The sequence below is a fragment of the Flavobacterium sp. TSSA_36 genome (assembly GCF_051547165.1).
In the GTDB taxonomy this organism is placed as follows: domain Bacteria; phylum Bacteroidota; class Bacteroidia; order Flavobacteriales; family Flavobacteriaceae; genus Flavobacterium.
The window spans coordinates 422,742-448,222 of sequence record NZ_JBPTTP010000002.1 but is presented as its reverse complement, the minus strand read 5'-3'; the positions used below and the strand labels follow the sequence as shown (position 1 = coordinate 448,222).

At 36.3% G+C, this 25,481-nt stretch carries 17 protein-coding genes; 4 read left to right on the top strand and 13 right to left on the bottom strand.

The genetic code is table 11. The annotated features are described in order from the left end of the window. Positions 1-258: 258 nt before the first annotated feature. Positions 259-1,146 carry an SAM hydrolase/SAM-dependent halogenase family protein gene (locus ACSVH7_RS05980; RefSeq protein ID WP_438065778.1) on the bottom strand — a complete coding sequence of 296 codons (888 nt, stop codon included), beginning with the start codon at positions 1,144-1,146 and terminating at the stop codon, positions 259-261. Between the two features lie 237 nt (positions 1,147-1,383). Between ACSVH7_RS05980 and ACSVH7_RS05975 the strand changes: the two genes are divergently transcribed. Continuing rightward, positions 1,384-4,032 carry a TonB-dependent receptor gene (locus ACSVH7_RS05975; protein WP_438065777.1) on the top strand — a complete coding sequence of 883 codons (2,649 nt, stop codon included), beginning with the start codon at positions 1,384-1,386 and terminating at the stop codon, positions 4,030-4,032. Between the two features lie 333 nt (positions 4,033-4,365). Here the strand turns inward: ACSVH7_RS05975 and ACSVH7_RS05970 are convergent, their stop codons facing one another. The 12 genes from ACSVH7_RS05970 to ACSVH7_RS05915 form a co-directional block, all read right to left on the bottom strand. After that, on the bottom strand, positions 4,366-5,199 hold the full coding sequence (locus ACSVH7_RS05970) for an endonuclease/exonuclease/phosphatase family protein (RefSeq protein ID WP_438065776.1): 834 nt from the start codon (positions 5,197-5,199) through the stop codon (positions 4,366-4,368). A gap of 83 nt (positions 5,200-5,282) precedes the next feature. Next, positions 5,283-6,143, bottom strand: a complete 861-nt coding sequence (locus ACSVH7_RS05965; RefSeq protein WP_438065775.1) for a bifunctional class I SAM-dependent methyltransferase/HIT family protein — start codon at positions 6,141-6,143, stop codon at positions 5,283-5,285. Beyond that, the gene (locus ACSVH7_RS05960; protein WP_438065774.1) at positions 6,136-7,197 is read right to left on the bottom strand and encodes an HNH endonuclease domain-containing protein; all 1,062 of its coding nucleotides are present in this window, start codon (positions 7,195-7,197) and stop codon (positions 6,136-6,138) included. Before ACSVH7_RS05960 ends, ACSVH7_RS05965 begins: the two co-directional genes overlap by 8 nt. An 868-nt stretch (positions 7,198-8,065) precedes the next feature. Next, the gene (locus ACSVH7_RS05955) at positions 8,066-8,383 is read right to left on the bottom strand and encodes a hypothetical protein (protein ID WP_438065773.1); all 318 of its coding nucleotides are present in this window, start codon (positions 8,381-8,383) and stop codon (positions 8,066-8,068) included. A 272-nt stretch (positions 8,384-8,655) separates the two neighbouring features. Next, positions 8,656-8,805, bottom strand: coding sequence for a hypothetical protein (locus ACSVH7_RS05950; protein WP_438065772.1), 150 nt, complete (start codon positions 8,803-8,805; stop codon positions 8,656-8,658). An 821-nt stretch (positions 8,806-9,626) separates the two neighbouring features. Beyond that, positions 9,627-10,295 carry a response regulator transcription factor gene (locus ACSVH7_RS05945; protein WP_438065771.1) on the bottom strand — a complete coding sequence of 223 codons (669 nt, stop codon included), beginning with the start codon at positions 10,293-10,295 and terminating at the stop codon, positions 9,627-9,629. A 7-nt stretch (positions 10,296-10,302) separates the two neighbouring features. Continuing rightward, positions 10,303-12,024 (bottom strand): ATP-binding protein, encoded by a 1,722-nt coding sequence (locus ACSVH7_RS05940; RefSeq protein ID WP_438065770.1) that lies wholly within the window; start codon positions 12,022-12,024, stop codon positions 10,303-10,305. Positions 12,025-12,712: 688 nt separating this feature from the next. Next, positions 12,713-13,768: a porin gene (locus ACSVH7_RS05935; RefSeq protein WP_438065769.1), complete on the bottom strand. Its 1,056-nt coding sequence runs from the start codon at positions 13,766-13,768 to the stop codon at positions 12,713-12,715. A 328-nt stretch (positions 13,769-14,096) separates the two neighbouring features. Then, a complete protein-coding gene (locus ACSVH7_RS05930; RefSeq protein WP_438065768.1) occupies positions 14,097-16,064 on the bottom strand; it encodes a KUP/HAK/KT family potassium transporter in 1,968 nt (655 codons plus the stop codon). Between the two features lie 97 nt (positions 16,065-16,161). Continuing rightward, complete coding sequence (locus tag ACSVH7_RS05925; protein ID WP_438065767.1) at positions 16,162-16,839, bottom strand: response regulator transcription factor; 678 nt, start codon at positions 16,837-16,839, stop codon at positions 16,162-16,164. Continuing rightward, a complete protein-coding gene (locus ACSVH7_RS05920; protein WP_438065766.1) occupies positions 16,832-17,914 on the bottom strand; it encodes a sensor histidine kinase in 1,083 nt (360 codons plus the stop codon). The genes ACSVH7_RS05925 and ACSVH7_RS05920 overlap by 8 nt, the downstream gene beginning before the upstream one ends. 315 nt (positions 17,915-18,229) lie before the next feature. Beyond that, positions 18,230-19,174 carry an endonuclease/exonuclease/phosphatase family protein gene (locus tag ACSVH7_RS05915; RefSeq protein WP_438065765.1) on the bottom strand — a complete coding sequence of 315 codons (945 nt, stop codon included), beginning with the start codon at positions 19,172-19,174 and terminating at the stop codon, positions 18,230-18,232. A gap of 651 nt (positions 19,175-19,825) precedes the next feature. Here ACSVH7_RS05915 and ACSVH7_RS05910 point away from each other — a divergent pair. The 3 genes from ACSVH7_RS05910 (at position 19,826) to ACSVH7_RS05900 (ending at position 25,444) form a co-directional block, all read left to right on the top strand. Then, positions 19,826-20,530 carry a FadR/GntR family transcriptional regulator gene (locus ACSVH7_RS05910; RefSeq protein ID WP_438065764.1) on the top strand — a complete coding sequence of 235 codons (705 nt, stop codon included), beginning with the start codon at positions 19,826-19,828 and terminating at the stop codon, positions 20,528-20,530. A 213-nt stretch (positions 20,531-20,743) separates the two neighbouring features. Beyond that, the gene (locus ACSVH7_RS05905) at positions 20,744-23,983 is read left to right on the top strand and encodes a SusC/RagA family TonB-linked outer membrane protein (protein ID WP_438065763.1); all 3,240 of its coding nucleotides are present in this window, start codon (positions 20,744-20,746) and stop codon (positions 23,981-23,983) included. Between the two features lie 27 nt (positions 23,984-24,010). Then, positions 24,011-25,444 (top strand): RagB/SusD family nutrient uptake outer membrane protein, encoded by a 1,434-nt coding sequence (locus ACSVH7_RS05900; protein ID WP_438065762.1) that lies wholly within the window; start codon positions 24,011-24,013, stop codon positions 25,442-25,444. The last annotated feature ends 37 nt before the right edge of the window (positions 25,445-25,481 follow it).

The window sequence follows — 25,481 nt, the reverse complement described above, 5'->3', positions numbered from 1 at the left end:
GCTATTAATCCAATTTGAGGGTGCTGATTTAATCATTTGTAACGCTTCCATTCATAGAATTGGGAATTTCATCAAAGTATCTATCTTATCTAAAAAGGGCATAGTCAATTGGCGCTTACAAGCTGTTACAAAATAAAAACGCTTATAACGGATGTTTGAAAATCCTGTTACAAGCGTTTTTTTTAATGTCAAAATTGAGTGCGTTTTTTCAGTACGCTCACTTATTGTGAACTTTTTTTCCTGCTCCTTACACTAGTATTATTTACTTATTGTAATACTCCAAGAGGCACCACTGTAAATTTTATTTTTTTCTGAGAAATTACCTTGATTGACGGCGAGTGCAAAATTCAAAAGGCTGTTGAAATAACATACTTCAGTACCTACAGCCACTTGTCCAAAAGTGTTCACTAACTGTACTTTTTTGTGGTATACTTTTTTAGTACCATTGAATATTTGTACCGAAACAAAATCTCCTACTTTTAAATTCAAATTACTGAAAGTTTTCTTATCTATATTTGTCCAAATATTTCCATATTGGATGTCCAAGATTGGAATACCTCCTTTGACAACTCCATTGTTGTATAGGGGCTTTTGATATTCAATTTTAACTACTTCATTGGGTAATTTAGCCCCGATTTCTTCAAAAGTGATGGTTTTAGAAGCCAAACGTGCCCCAGTATAAGCATAAACATCACGACCATGGAAAGTATAGGATTCATTCGAATTTGCTCTACGGTTTTTTACCTCATCTATTTCGCGAATTTCCTGAATTCCTAATTGTTCCGCTATCAATGTTAAGGTTCCGTTATCGGGTGTTACAAAATAGTGTCCAGACTTAGTGAGCAACACTACTGAATGACGGGAAGTCCCTACACCAGGATCGCAAACCGAAACGAAAACCGTTCCTGCTGGATAATATTGTGCCGTTTGTGATAAACGATAAGCGGCTTCCCAAATGTTATAAGAAGGGATTTCATGGGTCAAATCAAATATTTTAATATCGGTGGAAACGCCCATCGCGACTCCTTTCATTGCCGATACCGCACCATCTTTGATTCCGAAATCAGATTGAAAAACCAATACGTTATTTTGGGAATAACTATAAAAACTTAGAGCGAAGAAGAAGAGTAAAAATCGAATTTTCATTTGTATATATTTTTAAAAATGCGACAAATATATTTAAATAAACTGTAATGGATTCCTTTTTTCTGTTTAAAATAATTTACCATAAAAATGGACCTTAGTCATAGTAAAAAAAAATAATCTAAAACGTCTGTGTGTTTTAATTAAATATATTTGCACCAAATTTTAAATTTAATTTATCAGTAAATTACTTATTGAATGCATCCAACTAAAAACCCTCTTATACACTCCAACACACTTATGAAAAAAACGCTAAAAATTATTCTTACCCTCTTTTTTATTTTTACGTCCGCTTTGTTTTTTGGGCAAAACCAAGAAATAAAAGGAACAATTACCAACGAAAGTGGCCTTCCTTTAGATCAGGCAGCTGTTGCCATCAAGGGAACAAAAATCAAAGTGACAAGCGACAGTCGCGGTGAATTTTTAATTGTGTCGCCATCAAACCATCCAACTTTAGTGGTTTCACTATTTGGATATGCCACAAAAGAGATTAAGGCCACTGAAAATCCAATGCACATTCAGTTAGTGTTAGAGAATAATAACTTGGATGAAATTGTAATCGTTGGTAGCCGTAATCCTAAAAAAAGCAAATTAGAAACGACAGTACCGGTAGATGTGGTTAATTTAGTAAAATTAAAAAATGTAACCCCGCAAACTACCACGAATGATATCTTGGCTGCTTTAATTCCGTCTTTTAATTCGAACAGACAATCCTCGGCAGATGGGACAGAGCATGTTGATCCCGCATCCTTAAGAGGTTTAGGGCCCGACCAAGTTTTGGTTTTGGTTAACGGAAAAAGACGCCATACTACCTCATTAGTCAACTATCAAAATACGGTAGGAAACGGTTCTGTAGGAACCGATTTGAGTGCCATACCAGCTACCGCAATCAAACGCATCGAAGTGTTGCGTGATGGTGCAGCAGCACAATATGGTTCTGATGCTATTGCGGGTGTTATCAACTTGATTTTGAAAGATAATACCGGATTAGAAATTAATGCTACTTATGGTCAGACCTCGCGTAACGATGGGCAAACCACGAATATCAATGCCAACTATGGCGCCAAGATTGGAAAAGAGGGTGGTTTCATCAATGTAACGGCTGAATTTAATAATCGTGAAAAGACCAATCGCTCTCAAAACCACAATCTAATCATTTTTGATCAATCGGCGTATGATAACTATTTTGCCTATGATTTTAGTAATGACAATGCCCGTCAGCTAGATGATGATGCTTTAGCTTTGGCAGGGCTTACGCGTGATGATTTTAATTTTCAAATTGGCGATGCTAAAATTAGAAACATACAAGGATTTGTGAATACCTCCATTCCGTTGAATGACAACATTGAGTTTTATGCCTCAGGAGGCATGAGTACAAGAAATGGCACAGGTTATGGTTTTAGACGTTTACCTAGTGAAACTGAAAACGTTGTGCCTTCACTATTTCCTTATGGATTTCAACCCGAATTAAACTCTGTAGTAAATGATTATTCTTTAATCTCAGGATTGAAATTCAAATTAGGAGAATGGAAATTAGATTTGAGTAATACTTATGGCAAAAATAAATTCATATACGATGTATCCAATACGAACAACTTTTCTTTAGGAGCCAATAGTCCAACCGAATTTAAAGCTGGAAATCATGCTTTTTCACAAAACACGATAAATGCTGATGTTTCTAAATTATACAGCACTATTTTTAAAGGGCTTAATGTGGCTTTTGGAGCGGAATATCGTTTGGAAAATTATCAAATTAATGCTGGAGAAGAAGCTTCGTATAGTAATGGTGGCGCACAATCATTTCCGGGATTCTCTCCTTTGAATGTAGTAAATAAGAATAGAAATAGTATTGGTGTTTATGCTGATGTTGAAGCTGATATTACTGAAAAATTCCTTGTAGGAGTTGCGGCTCGTTATGAAGACTATTCTGATTTTGGTACTACTTTAAATGGGAAATTATCAGTTAGGTATAAAATTACTGATACCTTTTTTGTTCGTGGAGCCCTTAGCACCGGATTTAGAGCCCCTTCTTTACACCAACAATATTTCAACAATATTGCGACTGACATCGTTGATGGAAAAATTTTGAATTCAGGAATTTTTAGAAATGATAGCGAGGTTGCCAAACAACTTGGAATTCCGAAACTAAAAGAAGAAACCTCCAAAAATTATAGTTTGGGATTTGTTTATTCACCCATAAAAAAATTGAATTTCACCGTAGATTTTTATAAAATTGACATTGACAATCGAATCATTATCACGGGAAATTTAGGAAATGATGCTTATGGCGAGCCTGTACCTGAACTTCGAACTATTTTCGCAGCTTATGGTGCAGAAACAGGACGCTTTTTTACGAATGCCATAAACACTACCACCAACGGATTAGATTTCGTTGTAGATTATGATTTGAATATAGGAGAAGGCAATTTAAATCTTTCCTTGTTATATAACTACAATAAAAATGTGGTTGATGATCGATTAAACAATGTACCTAGTTTGTTTAAGGGTCAAGAGGATGTGTATTATGGTCCTCAAGAAAGAAGTTTAATAGAAAGTAATACTCCAAGAAGCAAAGCAACTTTTGCTGTCAATTATGCTCTAAACAAATGGAATTTTTTAATTAGAAACACCTATTTTGGTGCAGTGACACGTGATGGATTTCCATTTGGAACGATTCAAAAACATGGTGATAAAGTAGTCACGGATTTAACGGTAGCCTATAAAATAACTCCAAAAATCCAGTTTATATTGGGAGCAAATAATCTATTTGATATTTTTCCAGACAAGCAAATATATGAGAACAGTTATTTTGGCGTGTTTAAATATGCTCCAGTTCAAATGGGTACTACGGGTGCTTATTATTTTGGAAGACTTAGTTTTAGATTATAAAAAAAGCTTATCAGATACAGAAGCCGTCTAAAATAGGAGGGCACTGAGAAGTTTTTTTTCGAATAAATTAATAAAAAATAAAAGGAGTAGAAAGTTTAAGATTTCTACTCCTTTTTTTGGTATGTCTAGCCATTAGTACTGCAGCAATCAATGCCGTTTTGGAGTGGTAAGTATCCTTTGTTGAATAGGACAGTTTGTTATAAGGTGGTGTGAAGAGTTTTTTGGTTAAAAGGGTTTACAAATTTAAAGTTATTGTATAGGGGCGTGTGACGATAGCTCCAGGAATAGTAGAGCGCTTGGTATAGGACAACGAAAGGTCGCAACCTGTCCTTACTAGCGGTTGTCGCGTGAAGATTTTTGTGATGCAATAGTTACAACGAATTCCATCCAAATTGGAATGTGATCCGAGATTTTTCTGGCTTCTTGTAGGGAGGGGAAACTTTTGTAAAAAGGAATGACGCCTCCGTTTTTCTTTTGGACGGGTTTGGCATACCAAATGTTGTCGAATGCTGAGGCTAGACTTTCTCCGTTTTTGGTTTGCTTTTTCAAGGATGTTTTTTGGTGGATTAGCAGGGGTGTATAGCCCATTTTTTTCAAAGGATTAAAAACACTATGCGATTGCGGACAGTTGAAATCGCCTAAGAAAATCAGGTGTAAATTTGGATATTGCGCGGGCAACTCTTTAAAATATTTGATTTCGGTTTCCGGTTGTTTGTTTTTGGTTATAGCGTGGAAATTCACCACAGTAAACGTTTTCTTTTGGTATTCAAAAGTGGCATAAAAGGGTTCGCGGTCTATGGCTAAATGGTATTTTTTTTCTAACCAAGCCCTACCGATTTTTTTTATTTTTGAGGTTTTCCAAAGGAAGGCATAGCGTTCGGTTTTGTAGGCACTGCTGCTCGTAGGGTCACTAACCACATAGTCCCATGGACTCCCTTTGCGGTTCAAGACATCGGCTAATTGAGCTACGGCTTGCGCACCACCATACCCCGCCACTACTTCTTGCACCGCCACGAGATCAAAACCTTGGAGTGTTTGGGCTATCAACTCCAGCTCTTTCTCCGTCTTGGATTTCCCAAAATTTTCGATATTCCAAGAAAGGAGTTTGATTTGGGAAAAGGAGAGAGAGGTGAGCAGGAGGAAGCAGATGTAAGAAAGTCTTAGCATAAAAAAGGTATTTTAATTACCAAAGATTGGTCTGAAATTTGAATAGTGCACTCAAGTAGGAAGTAAAAATAACAATCTATAATTTAATACTCCTTTTTATTTGGAATGACTCCTCGAATCCCACCTTTTGGATTAGGAACATCTCCATTATATCTTGGAATAATGTGTATATGACAATGCCAAACGGTTTGTCCAGCGGCTTCATTAACGTTTATTCCTATAGTAAAGCCTTCGGGATTGTATTTTTCTTGAAGAATATGTTTTACTTTGTTAACCATAATCCAACAAGCTGTCTGTTCTTTTAAGGTTAATTCGAAATAGTTAGAAACTTTTCTTTTTGGAACAATTAAAGCATGACCTTCTGAAACAGGAAATTTGTCATAAAATGAAAAGACGGTAGCTGTTTCAACTAGTAATTCTCTTGTTTCTTCTCCACTCAAAAACGGACTTAAATCTTTGTTTCCTCTATTTAAAGTGGTGTAATGTTCATATTCATATATTTCACAATTTTCATTCTTGAAAATGGATTTGAAGGGAAGTTTGATTACACATTGATAAGTTTCCTTTTTATGAACTTTATGAATTCTAAATCCTTCATATTGGATGTCTCTGCGAACCGCAAAATAGGCTTTCCCATTTGGTTTTAAAAGATTTGAAACATTCATCAACACTGCAGCTTGTTCTTCTGGAAGTAAAACGTTCAATACATAAAAACATAAAATTGTATCAAATTTTTCTATTGGAAATTCTGGAAAATAAAAAGGATCATGGCCAACAATATTAATCCCTTTATGTTTTAATAATTGAACATCTTTTCCAATTCCGCAACCAAAATCAAGAACTCTTCCTGTGATTTTCTTTTCATTAAGTAGTATACGAGCAGGATAGGAAAGGGAGGTTCTTTCTATGGCAGTTAGATGACTATGTGGATTTTGGTTAATCATTCATAAACAAAAATCCGTTATTACTTGCAATGGTAAGTAAAGGCTGTATGGTATTTGAAAACTTGTCTTTTTCAAACGCTTCAATATTTGGAAAAATAGTTAGAAACTCATCCATATATTTACTTTTAGAGTTATGGTGTTTATTGATATCGAAAGCTACCTTTTGTAGATCATAAAATTTATCAAAATGCTTATTAAATATAGGAAGTTTATCACTTTTTGAAGAATTAAATTTCTTTTCAATAGGCAGCAAATTCCAAATCAAATCATGTGACACAAAAGCGTGAGGTACAAAATGGTCTAAGGCATAATTCTTTTCGTCAAAAACCAATTTAGTATCTGTAAAAATGCAATTTATGAAACCTAATTCTTTGAAAACTAATTTCCAATAATTATTAGTTTGTTTGGTTAAACCATTTCTAGTTGCTGGTTTAATTAATTTATTTGGTATATCCGGAACGTTGGGATTTCGAGTTTGAAGAAATAAAGCCAAATTCCAATAGCAGTAATCTTTTAGTACTTTGGCATTGGATTTTAGATAAGCAATCCAAATTGGATTAATAGTAATAAAATCTTTGTGCAAACTATATAGACTTCCATTCATAAACGATTGCGAATCTGAATATATTCTGCTTTTTTGTTGGTTATCAGTTTCATTTTTAATTTTAGGAAACCAAGGAGACAAAAACCAATGCGGAACGTTTTTATCAAAATGAAGCAGTTGATTAATAGTTTCCTTATTGTTTGAATGCTCTAAACTAAATTCAATTTTGCCTTTCTTTTCGTCAATTGTTAAATTCTCTTCATTTAAAATTTTCTCAACTGCCATTTGTAAATTGTCTTGTTTGCCAAAAGAAATATGAAAATAGTTTATGGTATACCAAGAATTACTGATCATTCTTGAAAATATTTTTCTTTTTGGAATTTCAATAACATCTTCTTCAACTAATTCAATCAAAGCTATCAACCAATAAAATTTATATGTTGCAGAGGTACTGCCAAATACGGAAGCTAATTTATTTATTGGTAAATGTGGAGAAAAGGGTAGATTCATGGTTAAAAATGTTGCTTTCTATACGTAGCTGAAACTATCATCAAAATAAGGCAACATAGCTTCAAGAACCTTTGAATCAACTTGTGTGGTGCTGGCGGTATCGAAATAATTAATAGGCATAAAAATAGTTGAACTACAATAATACAAAAAATCAATTGAAAAGAAAATGCGGAGAACTGTAAACGCACAGTTTGTTTTTATTATTGCAAGATAAAGAATTCTAAATCTCATTTCCTTACGGTTTCCCTTATTTAGAAAAAAAATAGGTCTTGCTTATATAAGTTACTGGCCCTATAAATTGTCCTATGTACTTCCAATTTTGATTTATGATATTTGCTAGTACTTTACGAGGCAATATTCTCGCAAAGACGCTAAGGCGCAGTATTCATAGCGTTTCTATTACGACTTTGCGAGAAATCAATAGAAATGATACTATATCGTTTTCATTATATAGCCTGCTATTTTTCGATTTCTTTCATAGGAAGTTTTTTTCGCGGGGAATAGGAAGTTTTTCTGGAAAGATGGATTATTGAAAATGTGCAATTTGGTTTAGCTTTTAAATAGGGGTGGAGGCATTTTGTCTGTCATCCCAATTGCAGCAGATTTGGGGATTTTTTCTTTTGCAAATCCGAGACAAGCGGAGCATATCGAACGGAAAACAACAGATTTACTTGTGATATTATTCCTAAGGGCATGCTATAGCGTGGCATTGCTCTTTAACGGCATCCAAAGAAAATCTTTCGTTATCTTGAGTAAATGCCAATGAATAAAGAGTATCAAGATCCCTCACTCTTCCCCTTACTGTTGATAATGATGTCAATAATTCTTTATTTGTTCGAAACGGATAGGTTCTATTCAAATCCAGTTGTTATGCGTCAGCTTCGTGAACCGAATCGTTATAATCACATTTTAGTTTTTCAATTGATTTTTCAAAAGCCAATGCAATATCTTTGTGTAATTCTTTATCAGCGTCAATTAAGTACCTACTATACGTTTCTCCATTTTTCCAAAATAAAATTGGAGCCTTCTTTTTGTACTTTAAAAATCCACTTAGAAAATTACAAACAAATCCTTTTTCTCTATTTGAATCGTAAGTTAATTGATTCAAAAGACCTTCTCGGTATTCAATTTCATTTAGTAGTTTGGTTTTTAACTCTAATTTTTTTTTTTGTTTTTCAGTATTCATTTTTTATGTTTTTAACCATTAAAATTGTGTGCTAAAAAGCCGAACGCATAACAGCAGTTACAAGCTTGACGGGTATTGGGTATTAATTTTTACCTTGTTTTGTTTAAGTTTTTATTCGGCAACTCGGCAGTTAAACTGCTTGTTTAATGTCCTACCTCTTGTAGCTGCGAAACGTTATGAAGTACGACTATCCGTTACTATCCTTTGTTGCAGGCTGCTTGTATTCATTGAATTCTGCTGCAAACGTATCCTCTTTTACCTATTTTCTGTAACTATTCTTGTTTGGGATATTCAAAGGGTTCATTTTTAATTTCGTGAGTAATAACGTCAAATTCATCTAAGACTACATACACTGCGATAGCCGATAGTGAAAGGAGTATAATGAAAATGAATATGCTGACTAAATTCTTATTAAATCTCATCTTTGTTGTTTTATTTGTTTTTTCTTCTAAAGTCTTCTGTTTTTCAGTTCTTTATCACAATTTTGTATTGTTACAATTATTAGTCTGTCTAATGAATTTTAGACAAAAAAGTGACCTCTACATCTTTAAAAAAAACTGATTTTCAAGTAAGTATGCTGTCGTTTGGATTTTGTTTTCACTTAGAAACTAAAATTTTTCATTTTAACTTAATCCCTACTTTTAGTGATTTTTTACTTTTTAAAGGGTTTCTTTTTAAAAAAAATCCTTTTAATATCTCTTTTTTTTGCAAAATTAATTTTGAATGCTAAGTATTTTAGAGCTGCTCGTACTTCCCTGGTTGCTTTTTTGTAAGGTTAATAACATCCCAAACATAATCCTCCAAAAAAACATTTCCTTACGGTTTCCCGTATTTAGTAAAAAAAATTACGACATTGATAGAAAGACTGCTATTTTTCCTTTTCTTTTTCTGGCACGGGAAGTTTTTTTCGCGGGGAATTGGTCGTGTTTTTGGAAGGATTTGGTTATGGGTAAAAGGGTAGGGGAAGGGAAAGCCTGCTGCGCTTTTTTTTGGATGGGGATGGAGACGGTTTGTTTGTCCTCTGATGTGCAGTATGAAGGGATTTTTTTATCTAAAGGGAGCTGTAGGAAAACGAAGGCTATCCCATAAAAAATAGTAGCAATAAGTAGGGATTTTGTAGACATGGGGATTACTTTTTTAAGGAATCAAAAGTAATGCCCGCTACCGAGGCTTCCTTACGGGAAACCGTAAGGGGGGTGTTTTTTTAGTACGGTCACTCTTATTGGAGGATGAGGAGCCTTTTCTAAATCAACCCTAAATCTTTGGTAATAGCCACTAAGTGGGTTGTATTGAGTGCTTTGAAGTAGATCTTGAGTTTACTGATGCGTTTTTCGATAGTGCTTTTGCTATTTGGAGAGATGCCGGCTTGTTTCAAAACGGATTCCATGGCTTCTTGCGAGACGCCTTGTGAGAGGTATTCTAACAATTGGATGTCATAATCATCAATTTCATTGACGATTTTATCTTGTAAAATGTAGCCTAAATCCACGGGTAAGTAGGGTGCATCAGTACTTGCCACCGCTTCTATCGCTTTGCGTAGCTCGATCATGGTATTGCGTCCTTTCATAACAAAGCCGTTGATGCCAAAATGAGTAAACAACGATTTGATACGATAGGATTTGTCTTCAATTGAGAAGGCAATGATTTTGATTTCTGGAAATAATCCTTTCACCGCTTCGATTAAGGCTTCTCCCGAAGAAAGTAGGTTAGTACGGTGGTCTGCTTTGAAAGACAAGTCGGTAATCAACAAATCATAAGGCGCATGGTCTAAATATCCTTTTTTAATTTTGAGTAAGGCATCGTCACAGTATTTGGCATCCTCAATTATGGGAATACCCAATTCTTCTACTACTTTCAGTGCCGCGATATCATTAAAATCAATATCATCTACGATCAATACTTTTTGAAACATGATTGGTTTATTTAGGAAATGTTATTTTAATTTTCAGCCCTTTGGTACTTGTAGGGTCAAAAATAATACTTCCATCAATAGCATGAATACGGTTTTCCACATTGTGGAGTCCATTTTTTGAAGTTATGGGTTTGGACATGCCGATTCCATTGTCTGAATACTGAATATGGAATTGTTTGTCATCCGCCTCAAATCGTAGGGCTACAAGGGTACATTGACTGTGCTTTTTCATGTTGACCATAAGTTCTTGTAACACGCGGTATAGTGCGATTTTTTTTTCTGTTGACACTTTGTTCCAAGGAATTGCATGGAGGTCTTTTAAAATGATTTGGACTTGGGGGGCCGAAAAACCGGAAAGCATTTCTTTCAAATCCATTTCATAGGAATTTCCAGTACTTATGGCGCTGTTTTCCTTGGAAATATTTCGTGTTCGAGCATAAATTTTATCCAAATTATCTAACAAGGTTTCTTTTTGAATGGGATGCTGCAAGTCTTGGGTTTCGGCAAAAGCAATCGTCTGATAGACATCATTGGCTAATTCATCATGCAATTTTTTTGCAATGCGGGTTTCACTTTCATAAATAGCGGCTTGTTTTTCCTTTTTGTTTTTGTTTTTTAAATAGACATACAGAAGTAGTAGGGAGATTAGCAGTAGCAATAGGATGAAAAATAACATATAATTGCTGAGTTTTTGTTGTTCTAAGGCTAAATCATTCTCTGCTTTTTCTGCTTTTAATTGTAAATTTTCATTGCGCTCTTGCGTTGCATCATATTTGATTTTGGCAAACTGATTTTTAGCGATTTGTTTGATTTTTTTGAGACTATCGTTGAGCTGCAGGTATTGTTTAGTGTAGTTGCGAATTTGAGAAGGAGGGCTGACTTCCATCAAGAGTGACAAGGCCAACAAGCGATCGTCGGTACTTTGCAATGCAGTGGCTTTTTCATAGGATTGGAGTGCATAGGTATAGGCTAGTTGGGGATGGCTTTTTTTATAGTATTTTGCCCAATTACTATAACTGGTAATTAGGCCATAGTCATACTTTAATTGGTGGTGAATGGCTACTGCTTTTTTTAAATAGACACTACTTTTAGGATCTTGTATTTTTAAATAACTAAGACCTAAATTGTCTAAAACTCTCCCTAGATGTTCGGGGTTATTCAGGGTGGCAGGGGATTGCGAAAGTGTGGTCAATAGCGGAATGGCCTTGTCATACCGTTGTTGGTCCATGTAAACCACCGCTATGTTATTTTGAATCACTGCTTTTTGAAGTGGTGTATCGGCTAAGGCACTTGCTTTTTGATAATAGCGAATGGCATTAGTGTAATCAAAAAGGCTGTTGTAATTGATTGCTAAAGTGTTGAAAATGGCTACTTTGTATTGGGCTTCGGTGTTTTTTTGAAAAAAAGCAACCGCGGCTGTTGCCGTAGCTTCACTTCCCATAAAGTCACCTTGCGTTTGTTGGATCGCTGCCATTTTGAGCAAGGCATAGACTATTTTGTCGGACGCTGTTTTGGGATTGCTTTCGTTTCGAATTTTATTATAGTAAAAGTAGGCACTGTCGTAGACGCTCTTGGTGTAAAAATCTTCAGCTCTTGCAATATACTTGTGATAAGCAGAGACCAGTGGGGCGCCTGTGGTGGTCTTTTTAGGTTGCTTACAAGAAAAAAACAAACTACCAAACAAGAGCACGGCAATACAAAACGGGAAAGGTATTTTTGGAATCATCATTTTTCGAAAATATCAAATTTATTTCAAATAGGAGCAGCTCCCCAATTATTTTTATAGGGAATAACTAGCCTAGTCTTTGCGCCAAGACCTATCAGTATGATTCCTAGATCCTACGCTCATGTAAGTTAAAGTCAGGATTTTTTTTATGCTTTTGCTTGTCGTTGGCAGGAGGAGTTCTTACTAACCTTATAGGGCTTAGGGTCATGTAATTAAGTTGTGAGATTTTAGCTTTAAGCGTAAAGATTCTTGATTTTAGATTTCTGTGCTAGTAAATTAAAAATTACTTTTTTTTCAGTGGTTTATCTATTGGAAATTAAAAATCGGTACTCAAAAATCAGCAATCAAATTATGGATTTTCCATAGCTTAATGCCATTGGGGTAGTAGCAGTAAAGCTTTTGGCTCCTTGATTTGGTATTGCTGCTGTTTTAGTTTCCACTGAGGCATCGTAGTGCGGTTCCGATTTATAGTATTTGAATGTTACCTAACAGGTGTTTTACTCTTATTGTTTCGGTCAAGGTAATTTTGATGTTTTCTTTAAAAGCCAGTATTTTTTACGGGCATTCACTGAAGGTTGTTTCCTTCTTCCATAATAGTTCATGAACTCATGCTTTTCTCGAACAACTCCTTTTCGCTACGAAAACTACTGCGGATTCCGGTTTGCCTGAAAATCACGGAAACCAGTGTTGTCTACCATTTAATTGTTAAAGCTGAAGTAGCAGAAATATTGTTGTTTTTTGCAGTGAATATGTTGTCTTTTGCCAGGTATTTTTTGATTTCAAATCGCCACCAAACGTTATCTAGCACTTGGAGATCAAAATTAGTAGAACAGCCAAAAACTTGCAATCCATTAAGCGTATTTGTAGCGATAAATAGTTGGTTTTTATCATTATAGTATTCTACTCTAGTTGCTAGGCTGTATTTTTCTCTAGGTTTGTATCGAAGCATTACAATTGGTGCGAATAGGATGCTATAATTGGAATTAGGATTGCGGTCTGAACCCAAATCTACTCCTGCCATAATGCCCCACTTTTGAGAGGGTTCGAATATGGCATAAAAATTATGATAGGTGCGTACTGCTTTTAGGCTATCTGCTTTATCGGAACCTATGAAGTTGCTGTAATTTAAGAGCCATCTTTTTGAAGGTTTATAGTTGATTTGGAATCCAAAGGAAGGATTTTGAATGTTATCTGGTTTTCTGATTTTTTGCCAACCATTCACTACTAAAAAGGACAGATTTAGTTTTTCGGAAGGAGTGGTGTACGCTATTTTGATTCCTGTTTCATAGTAGGGACTGTTCTCTGCGAGGATGCTTCTGGTGAGGGTCCAACAATCGGCGCCGATAGCACTTTCGAATCCAATATGAGAAGGCATAATCCCAGCATCTATCCAGAGATTATGTTGTTTCGCAATTTTAATTCCCACATTGGCTTCATAAATCAACTGTGCCCAATTAGGCTCTGCTGCCAGATTGTATTGAGCGTAGGTACCCACCATCAAAGCGGCATTCGCTCTGAGTTTTTCTTGTGCATAGGTAGCTTTTAGTAATCCTAAATTGAGATTGAGTTCGTTATGTCGTTTGTGATTGTAGATAAAATTTGGTTTTTCATGATTTTGGGGCTCGGAAAAGTCATAGCTATAGTACAACTCCCCGTATCCTTGAAATTGAATAGGTTTAGGTCTATTTTGACCATGAACGATCGTAGAAAAAAGGCCACTTAGTAGGAGTAATGGTAAATGCTTCATTGTTGGAATAGTACGAGTTGATTAAGGTTTTTACTTTAGAGAAGGGCCCATCACAAAAGTAATTTTTCTATTTGAAATTCCTTTCAAGTAGGGTGCCTATACAGGGCGATCGCATTTAAAAAAGCTAGCCACGAATTACACCAATTGTCACTAATTTTTTACCGAACTTAAATTTGAATTACACTAATTCAATTTGTTTTTAAAAATTAGTGAAATAAAATAGTCATAATTAGTGTTTGTTCGTGTAATTCGTGGCAAAACTTTTAAAAGCGAACGCCCTGGTGCCTATACTAAGAATGAAATGCGAAACGCTATTATTCTAGTTTGCTTATTTTTCTCTTTTCAATACAATATTCGTAATGGGTTGATATACTAGTGGAATTTGTTCTACCTCGACATCTGATTTTTCGAGGCCAAAAGCTTTTTCATCGCTCACTCCGAGACGTTTCAATAAGAAATACGAGTTTAATAGGATGCCTTCTCTTAGCGCAAATTCATTTTCTATGGAAAGAAATTTTTCTATCACCACAAATTTAAAGTCGGGTTCGGTATTGTATTTACTGGAACCATCAGGACGAATATGCAAATTAAGTTCTTTGTTGGCCACTAATTCTTTTACAATATTTTTAAAATAGAGTTCGGTTTTAGGTTGGATACGAAACCCTACATTGATGTTTATTTTAATTACTTTATCATCTACTAGTTCTGTAACATCATACGATAAAGTGAAAGGATCTTCGGTTCGATTGAGGTGTACAAACCAATAGACATCGGCTCTTTTTGGTTTTTTTGCAAAAATAGACTTGATGATTTTTTCTTCAATTTCATGTCTTCTATTTGCTTTTGTAAGATAGATCAAATGAGTAGCAAATTTTGGTATCTCGTCATCTTGACTTAATTCGGTTAATTGCGCGCTGTGTTTGCCTAGTTCAATGAATTTCGTAAAGCGATTATTGATTTTTCGGGCGTAATACCAAACATACATGGTGGCAAAAATAAAGAGTTCAAAGAACAAGAACATCCATCTTTCTTTGATTTTAGCGACATTGGCAATAAAGAAAGCGATTTCAATAGCTCCAAAAATGGATAAAAATAAGAAGACATACGCTTTTTTCCATTTTAAGCGATAATAAATAAAATAGCTCAATAAAAATGTGGTCATCATCATGGTGATGGTAATTGAAAATCCATAAGCGGCTTCCATATGTGTACTTTCTTTAAAATAGACCATCATTAGGATACAACCAAACCAAAGAATGGTGTTGATACTTGGGATATATACTTGTCCTTTGCTTTCACTTGGTTGTTTGACGGTAACTCTAGGCCAAAAATTAAGGCTCATTCCTTCACTAATTAAGGTGTAACTTCCGCTAATTAAGGCTTGAGAGGCGATAATAGTGGCTGCCGTTGCTATCAAAATGCTGGGCAATAAAAACCAATGTGGGACGGTTTCGAAGAACGGGTTTCTACCGTTTAAAAAGGGGAGTCCTTGGTGCATTAACCACGCCGCTTGTCCTAAATAGCAAGTAATTAAACTTGTTTTTACAAAAATCCAAGTCAAACGAATGTTTTTTATACCGCAATGCCCTAAGTCGGAGTACAAGGCTTCGGCGCCGGTGGTACAAAGAAAAACCGCCCCCAGCAACCAAAATCCATGGGGATAATTAGCTAATAAATCATAGGCATAATAGGGGTTTAAGGCTTGAATGATGTCGGGATGCAAGCTGATTTGATGTAGTCCAACCACGAATAACATGCTAAACCATACGGCCATAATAGGGCCAAAGGCTTTCCCTACAATTTGAGTTCCAAAGCGTTGAAAGAAAAACAACAAGGATAGGATTGCTACTACAATACTTATTGTTAGTGTATTGCCTGGAACAATGATTTTTTCTAGTCCTTTCACCAATCCTAAACCTTCAATGGCTGTTGCTACAGAAATTGGAGGGGTAATAATTCCGTCGGCTAGCAATGTAGTAGCTCCTAAAATAGTAGGAATTACTAATTTTTTGCCATAACGTCTTACTAAGGCATACAGTGAAAAAACACCCCCTTCTCCATGATTATCTGCTTGCAGTGTAATCCAAATGTATTTGATGGTGGTTTGAAAAACTAAGGTCCAAAAGACACAAGAAACGCCTCCATATACCAGCGTTTCACTAATGGGGCGATCCCCAATAACGGCTCTTAAAGCGTATAAGGGGCTGGTGCCGATATCTCCATAAATTATTCCGAGTGCTACTAGAAGTGAAGCCACAGTCACTTTATTGGCTACCCCGTTTTTTGTTGTATTCATTATTTTTATTGCTTTAAATTAATGATACAAATTTCAGGAGAAAGGCATTAGTAAGTTATAAAGAATACCTAGTGGGATATAAAGATTTTATAAAGATTTAGGTAAAGCGATATCCAACGCCACTTTCGGTGATAATGTGTTGGGGTTGATTAGGGTGTTCTTCGATTTTTTTGCGAAGGGTGCCTACGAAAACTCTCAGATATTGCGTTTCGGTTTGGTAGGGTAGTCCCCATATTTCCTTTAAAATATATTGATGGGTTAATACTCGTCCCACATTTTTCATGAACAAAGCCATTAAGTTGAACTCGGTAGCGGTAAGTTTAATGATTGCATCATTCCTGAAAACGGATCGTGCACCAAAGTCAATTTTTAAATCGCCACAGGATTGAATGGTTGCGTCGTTTACCAACTCATTTCTGCGTAATACAGCTCTGATACGGGCTAAGAGTTCGGCATTGCGAAACGGTTTGGAAAGATAATCAGTGGCTCCATTGTCTAGGGCTTTCACAATGTCTTCCTCGCTATTTTGAACCGAAAGCATTATAATGCCTTTGTTGTACCAAGTGCGCAACTCTTTTAGTATATCGTGTCCGCTTTTATCGGGTAGATTGATGTCTAATAAAATGAGATCAGGAGGGTGGTTAATTGCCAATAATACCCCTTCCTTAGCAGTAGCGGCAAGATGCACTTTGTAGTCATGGCTATCTAAGGTGATTTCTAATAATTTTCGAATGGGTGCTTCATCGTCTATGACGAGAATTTCTGGCTTATTCATTCTTAAGATGATTTATATAAGAGGTTGAGGTTGGTATTGCCAAGGTAAAAGCAGCTCCAGCATTGGGAAGATTCTTCAAAAGGATCGTGCCATTGTGTGCTTCTATGAATCCTTTCACAATAGACAAGCCCAGACCACTTCCGCCTGCTTTGGAATTTGGAATTCGGTAAAATTTGTCAAAAACCAACTCCATTTGATCTGTGGGGAAGCCATTTCCGTTATCCGCAACGGTGATTAGGCAGGTGTCTTGTTCTATTTTGGCTTCTAGGGTAATACTTGTGTTTTCAGGTGTATACAAAATAGCATTATGGATCAGGTTTTGGAGTACTTGTTGCATGATCCCACTATCTAGTTTAACAAATGGTAATTGTTCATCGGGATTAAAAACAATGGTGTGCTGTGCTGCAAGAACATTCGTTTTTTGAATGACCGTAAAGATCAGTTCGTTGATATCGCACCAATCTCTGTTAAGTTGCAGCATACCCGTTTCTAGACGACTCATGTTTAATAAGTTTTCTACCTGTTTGTTTAAACGAATGCTGGCTTTGTCAATTTCTTCTAAAAGCACGGATTGTTTCACAGGGGTGAGTTTGTGGTTACCCTCTTTGAGTGTATCAATGGCACTAATGATGGTGGCAATTGGTGTTCTTAACTCGTGAGAAAGTGAATTTAATAATGTAGTGTATAACTGAATGGTTTTTTCTTTTTCCTCTTTGTCCCTAGCTTTTTGTTCTGCTTCTCGGATATTGAAAGTTAAGACCGCATTGACAAGGGCAATAAAAAGGTAAACAAAAAAAAGCAAAACATCCTCAGAGGTTTTGATATGAAATGTATACAAGGGATGGATGAAAAAGAAATTTAGGAGTAAGCCGCTTACTACTGCCGTTATTACTACGGGAATAATATCAAAAAACATGGCTATTATTGATACGGTCATCAAGAGCAACAAGGCTGTGATGCGATAATCGAGGTAATTAGAGGACAAAAAACAAAACGACGCAATCGTTACTACCAAAGAAATGCTGTAGCTACATTGTTTGAAAAGGGAGTGGCTTTTTAGACTTAGATTGTACAAATTGCAATTTTTGAGATGACTTTATGGGACTTTTTATCCAAAACAAAAATACTACAAATTTGTGGAGTACCAAGAAAGCTTACTCGTAATTGGTTTGGCTTTGTTTATCAAAAGAATACAACTATTCGCCTAAATTACGTGATACGGATTTTAAAAGGATGATCCCTTCCTTTTTAGACTAACTACTATTGATGCTTAATTTTTGCTTTCCCACAGAGGTTTTTGCTTTGATCCCGAATGGAGCAGAGGAATATCTAGGGGGGGGAAAGGGACAGGTCGCGACCTGTCCGTACGGGGTTATAGTTTGAATTCTGCCTAGAGGGGGTAGTGGTCGGATAGCATGAAGGATAGGGCTTGTTTGGTGAGGCCACGGTTGGATAGTGCGGTTTTGATGAAGTCGTAATTGCCGCCTGTTATGAATTCTAATGATAGGTTGTTTTTCTTGTTGCTGTTTTGGAACCAAGCGATTTGGTCATAGTACTTGGTTTCATCGAAGATGGAACGGGTTACTTTGTCGTTTTGTAGTGCTGGTGGAATATATAATCCTTCGGAGATAAAGGTTTGGTTTAGTAAGTCGCCGCGTTTGTCGATGTTGAAATCTCCTAAGGCGATTAGGTTTTGGTGGTAGGCGTTGACGTCGTCTGCCCAACTGGCCAACCATTTTGCTATGCCTTTGAGCTCGGTGATGCGGTCGCTGGACGTATTTCCGAAAAGGATGTGTAAGGTGACTAAAATAAAGGTTTGGTTTTGTGCTCTAAAACTCACTGCATAAGGGGAACGCACAAATTGTTTGTCGAGCATTCCTTTGTTGATGGTTTTGGTCCATTCGTCTGGAACGACTAATTCGCAGGCTAGGCCGGAAAGGTTTACTCGACGGGTATCAAAGAGATAGGCCATACGTTCGCCATTGCCGACATCGCCTTGATTGACGTCTGTTAGGATTAGGGACCAATCTGAACCTAAGACTTTCAGCACATCGCGTAGTCCTTTGAGGTTGGCTTTTACTTCTTGAACTGCTATCACATCAAATCGTTTGATGATCTCGGCGATGCACACCAAAGAATGTAAATCTCTTTTGGGACTGTCTGTAGGAGCCGATGTCCACTTGCGGGTAATATCTCCAAATCCTCTAATGTTCCAAGTGGCAATGAGTAGGTTTTTTTCTAGTTTTTTGGGTGGTATTTTTAGGTCTAAATCTTCTTTTAGTTCTTTGAGATTGGCTGCTACATCTACTGGTAATTTATCTTCAATTGTATCCATCGTTTTGTGCTTTGGGTTTGAAATTAAAGATAGGGATTTTGTTTAATTAGCTGAATGTTTGTGTGTTAAATAAGTGTTGTGGTTTGGAGAGGGGATGGGGGGTGGGGATGGGACAGCTCGCGAGCTGTCCGTACGGGGAGTATGTATACGATTTTGCTAAGTTAGTTTGAATGGGATAATGCGTTTTTATACATTGGTGGGCACGGATTACAAATCCGCTATCGGGGTGATGATTGTGCTGGTTTTATTGCTTGTTTTTGAATAATGCTGTGGGCACGGATTTCAAATCCGTGATATCTGGACAGGCATGAGAAGTGGAGCGTATGTGTTTTTGTTGGCGCCTTGGGTAAGCTCTTTGGCTGCTGGCTATCTGCAATGTTGTGTTTGGTGTTTTAACCTCAACCAGCAAGTAAAGTGCTTGAAGCGGGTGGGGACAAAAATACGACAGGACTTTTTTTTTGCAGGTTGGCCAGCTGGGACTTTTAATGCCGAAAAGGGTGGGAAGTAAGTTAGCGTGGTGTTTATTAAGAATTGTTATTATATTTATGATATGTTTAAATAATTAATATAAAAAAAATAATAAACATTTTTTTAATGAAATATTTTTGTGTTATATATAATTAGTTATATTTGTCATACAAATAAAACAAAATGGATAATCTTAAAATTAACGAGCCAACATCTACATTGGTAGATTTGGTAGAAGAACGATTGCTTAGTTACTTTAAGGAAAGAAAAATCAAACCTGGGGAGTCTATACCTACGGAATTGGAGTTAACAGAAGCTTTGGGTGTGGGGCGCTCTGTTTTGCGCGAAGCATTGAGTCGATTTCGTATGTTGGGGTTGATTCAAAGTAGAACTCGTCGAGGGATGATTTTATCAGAGCCTGATATGTTAGGAGGTATGAGTAAGGTGATCGAGCCGACTTTGATGAGTTTGGAAAGTATTAAAGAAATTCTTGGACTACGATTTGTGTTGGAAATAGGGAGTGCTGATTTAATTTTTAAAAATATAACTGAGACTGACCTACAAGAATTAGAAAACTTAGTTAAAACCACTTCTGCGAGCGAATACAATAAATTTACTGTGGCTGCTGATTATGATTTTCATAGTAAATTATATCGTATTACAAAAAACAAGTTAATTTCAAGATACCAAGAGATTTTTCATAAGGTGTTTCTTTTTGTAGATGAAAACTATACTACTTATTTTGAAAAATATAATAAAGAAATTCCCAAAGAAAATCTGGTGAGCCACAAAGATTTATTGGACGCAATAAAGAGAAAGGATGTTCAAGGTTTTCAATTGCTGATGAAAAAACATCTTGAAATATACTTGAATTTTATAGACTCCTAGGTCTTCTATTAGTTTTAACCTTTTTATTTTATAGCCTATGGTATAGTGTACTTATACATTCAATGGAATTTACGGTTAAGGTGAGTTGTGAAGTAAACAAACACTTTAATCCATATTGATACTCAATCTTGGAAACCTTGTTACAAGGGTGGTTTAGTATTCAATATATTTAATCAAGCAAGGAATATTTTATTAACAAACCAATGTGAAATTATGAATTTTTTAACCCAAAAAAATACGTTAAATTTTGGAAGGATTTGTCATGCAAAAAAGATAAAAGGTGTGTCTAGTTTGATGATGATCACTTTGTCTTTGCAAATTTCGGCATCAGCAATAGCAAAAAGTACTCATGCCTTAGAAATTGAATCCAAAAATCATCCCTCAATTGCTGCGTCCTTCGTTATACAACAACAAGTAACAGGAAAAATTACTAATGAAAGTGGAGAGGCATTAGTAGGGGTAAACGTCTCCGTAAAAGGGAAACGTATCAGTGCTAAGACAGATGAAAATGGAAATTTTTCAATTGCAGCTCCTGAGAATGCTATTCTTGTAGTGACTTATGTGGGCTATTTGAAACAAGAAATTGCTTTAAACGGTGCCAATTCGATTGATATTGTTTTGGTAGAAGATACTACCAAATTAAATGAAGTAGTAGTGGTAGGATATGAATCGGTTCGCAAAAAAGAAGTGACCGGAGCGGTATCAAGAATAAGTGGGAGCGAAGTGAAAAATAGCCCTGCAGCTTCTGTAGAATCGGCTTTTCAAGGAAAATTAGCAGGTGTTCAAGTGCAACAAAATTCAGGACAACCTGGTTCGGCTATTCAAGTACGAGTTCGAGGTTTTTCATCAATTGGGGCGGGAAGCGACCCTTTGTATGTAATTGATGGTGTACCTTCTAAATCTGGAAGTTTTGGGTCGTTAGCCATTGGTCCTGATCGCTATGATGGTAATGTAGGAACCAATGCATTAGCAGATTTAAATCCAAACGATATACAATCTATTGAGGTTTTAAAAGATGCCTCTGAGGCTGCTATTTATGGAGCAAGGGCTTCTAATGGTGTGGTACTTATTACTACCAAAAGAGGGAAAAGTGGTCCAACAAAATTCAATGTCGATTTTTATGGAGGCAATCAAAGTATTACAAACACATTGCCTTTGTTAAATAAAGAAGAGTTTTTGAAGGTGTCAGAAGAAATGTTGCGAAATGCTGGATTGCCTTTCGCTAACCGATCGGATTTGGTATATACAACCAATCCACAATTTCAAGATGGAAACACCAACTGGCAAGATCAAATTTTTAGACAAGCTTTTTTAAAAAGCATGAATCTTTCTGCTAAAGGAGGAAGCGATAATGTTACTTATGCAGCAAGTTTAGGCTATTTTGATCAAGATGGTATTATCATTAACACAGGTTACAAAAGAGTAAGTTCAAGATTCAATTTGGATTTCAAAGCTAATGATAAGTTGAATTTTGGTGCCAATATTGCCTATTCTTTTGCTTATCGTAAAGGCACCGATGAAGGTCCAAGACAAAACGGAGTGATTTACAGAGGATTGAGAAATGTTCCTACACAAGAAGTTTATGACAGTCAAGGCAATTATGCACCCGGTATTCCTTTTTATCCTAATGTTAAACAAGTGGCCGAGTTGAGTAAGTTTGATACGCGAACCAATCGTACCAATGTGAATGTTTTTGCTCAATATCAAATCGCAAACAATTTAACGTTTAGAACCAACCTTGCGGCTGATTTGTTAAGTTTAAGACAAGACAATTTTTTCCCTGGTGTATTGGCTTTTTCCAACAACAGAGAATCTGCTGCGGCTTATACTCAAGATTTAGGCTGGATTAATGAAAATGTTTTAAATTATAAGTTAACGATAAATTCTGATCATACGATTAGCGTTTTAGGAGGGGTTTCGTTTCAACGTAATCGAACAGAGCAATTAATAGCTCGTTCCAATAATGCAGCTTCGGATGCAGTTTACACGGTTAATGCAGGGGCCAATTTGTTGCAAGCTACTTCTAGTATTACTTCCAATTCGTTAGCCTCTTATTTTGGAAAAGCCAAGTATGATTACAAAGGAAAGTATCTTTTAGCTGCTACGGTTAGAACAGATGGATCGTCAAGATTTGGTTCTGGAAGAAAGTATGGTACTTTTCCTTCGGTTTCTGCCGCATGGAATATTGCACAAGAAGATTTTTGGAAGTCATCATGGTTTGATAATTTAAAAATAAGAAGCAGCTGGGGACAAACAGGAAATCAAAACATTGATAATTTCGTTGCACAAGGTACGTATTTACCAGGGTATAATTATGCCGGTTCTGCTGGTATTGCTACAGCATCAAATGGACTTCCGAATTCTGATTTGTCTTGGGAAACCACTACACAAACTAATATTGGTGCCGATGTATCTATTTTTGGCGGACGTTTTACACTTTCTGCGGATTATTGGATCAAAGACACAAAAGATTTGCTTTTTCAAGTTGCCCTTCCTAATACTTCAGGTTTTGAATCGTTAGTAACCAATATTGGCGAGGTGGTTAACAAAGGGGTGGATGTTCAGTTGGGAGGATTGATACTCAAAAAAGGGGATTTCTCATGGAATTCAGATTTTAATATCTCTTTTTTAAATAACCGCGTAAAAAAACTACCTGGCGGGAATGATATTCAGCAAACGGAGCGTTATTTATTTGGAGGGGTAATTGGTATATTAAGAGAAGGAGAAGCGCTAGGGTCTTTTTATTTGTATGAGTCCAATGGTGTATTTGCTACCACAGCTGAAGCGCAAGCGGCAGGATACATCGATAAAATATCTACCGTTAATGGTGGAGTACCTCAAGCAGGTGATGTAAGATGGGTGGATCAAAATGGTGATGGTATCATCAATACTAAAGATAAGAAAATTGCAGGAAGCCCCATTCCAAATTTTACCGGAGGGTTTAACAATACCTTTAAATACCAAAATTTTACGCTTGAAACATTTTTTCAATTCTCTGAAGGCAATGAGATTTTTAATTTATTCCGAGCGGATTTATCCAGAGGGTATAGAACTAACTATTTAAAAGACAACTTAAGAGCTTGGAAAAAAGAAGGAGATATTACAGATATTCCTAGGAATGTACTAAACGACCCTTCTAACAACTCTGATGCAGTTGTAAACAGACCTTCCACACGATTCTTGGAAGATGGTTCGTTTCTTCGATTAAAAACAGTAACATTAACTTATGCGTTTCCAGAGTCTCTTTTACAAAAACTAAAAATAAGTAGTTTAAAAGTTTATGCTAGAGGTACCAATCTTTGGACTTTAACCAAATACACTGGTTTTGATCCAGAAGTGAGTATTGCTCAAAACAATAACGCCAATCAAAATGGAGGATTCCAATTTGGTATCGATCGTGGATTGTATCCTTTGAGTAAGGCAGTCACTATTGGATTGAGTTTAGACTTCTAGTTTTTTTTAACATTTAAAAATCAATTTATGAAAACAGTAAAATATTTTTGGTTTATCATTGTCACAATGATGTTTGTAAATTGTGATAGTTTTATTGAAGAAGAACCCATAAGTGTTATCACCTCAAGTTCTTTTTGGAAAACTTCTGCCGATGCACAAGCAGGAATTATAGGTTGTTATGATAAACTTCAGCAAATCTACCGAAGTGAATTTGGTGGCTATATTCACTGGACCGACGGACGATCAGATGTGGCCAAACAAGGTCAAACCGATGCGGGTATAACCGCACAAGGCGTTTGGGCTAATAATCTTACGCCTACCACTATTGGTACTGATTGGAGTACTCTTTATCAAGCCATAAACATGGCCAATCTTGCTTTGAAGAACATACCCAATATCAATATGGATGCTGCTACAAAAGATAAATTAATGGGAGAGGCTTATTTTATACGAGCCTACTCATATTTTATGGCAACCAGAATTTGGGGCGATGTACCTTTGCTTATAGAAGCCATTGATGATGCTAAACTCGATTTAAAACCTAAAAGAACGCCCAGAGCTACAGTACTTGCTCAAGTGCGTAAGGATATAGAAGATGCATTGTCTAGAGTTCCGACGGCTTATGGTAATGCTGTATCTGATAGAGGTAGAGCTACAAAGGGAGTTGTAAATGCTTTAAAAGTAGACTTTTTACTATGGATGGCACGAGTAGAAAAAACTGGTAATCAAGATTTGCAAGAAGCGGCCAATACTGCAGCTTCTATTGTTGCCAACCCTATGTATTCTTTGTTGAGTAATTTTGGCGATATCTTTAAAGTAAAGAACAATAACGAAACCATCTGGGCTATTCAATACAATATGGGGGCACAAGAAATAGGTAACTTAGGTGCCGATTTGACTCCATTGGCTCAAGGCCCTTTTACAGGAGGTAAAATGTATTATCAATTGTCGGATAAAATTATGAACGCCTATGCTAATGCGCCTGCAACCGATTTAAGAGCCGCGGCCACATTTGTAAAATTCAACGCTTTGGGGGCTACCAATATGTGTATCAAATACATTGGATCAGCTGGGCAAGGTACACAACGCGTTTTTGATAGTAATATCATGGTGTACCGATTGGGTGGAATTAAATTGATGTATGCCGAGACATTGAATGAATTAGGCAAAACTGCCGAAGCTAAAATACAGTTGAACGATGTTCGAAATAGAGCAGGACTACCCGTTACTGTAGCTACTACCCAAGCAGAATTGCGCCAAGCTATTTTAGATGAAAATTTAGTTGAACTTCCCTTTGAAGGAAGTCGTTGGTTCACCTTGATTCGCAGTGGAAGAATAGCGCAAGAAGTTGCAACGATTCAAACCAATGTGTATGATGAAAATTCTAAACTTCTCTGGCCATTAGCTGAAGCTACTTTAAGGCAAAATGAAAATTTAACTCAAAATAAGGCATACAATTAGGTCTGGATTAAGGCAAGTGGAGTATGTTGATACTTCA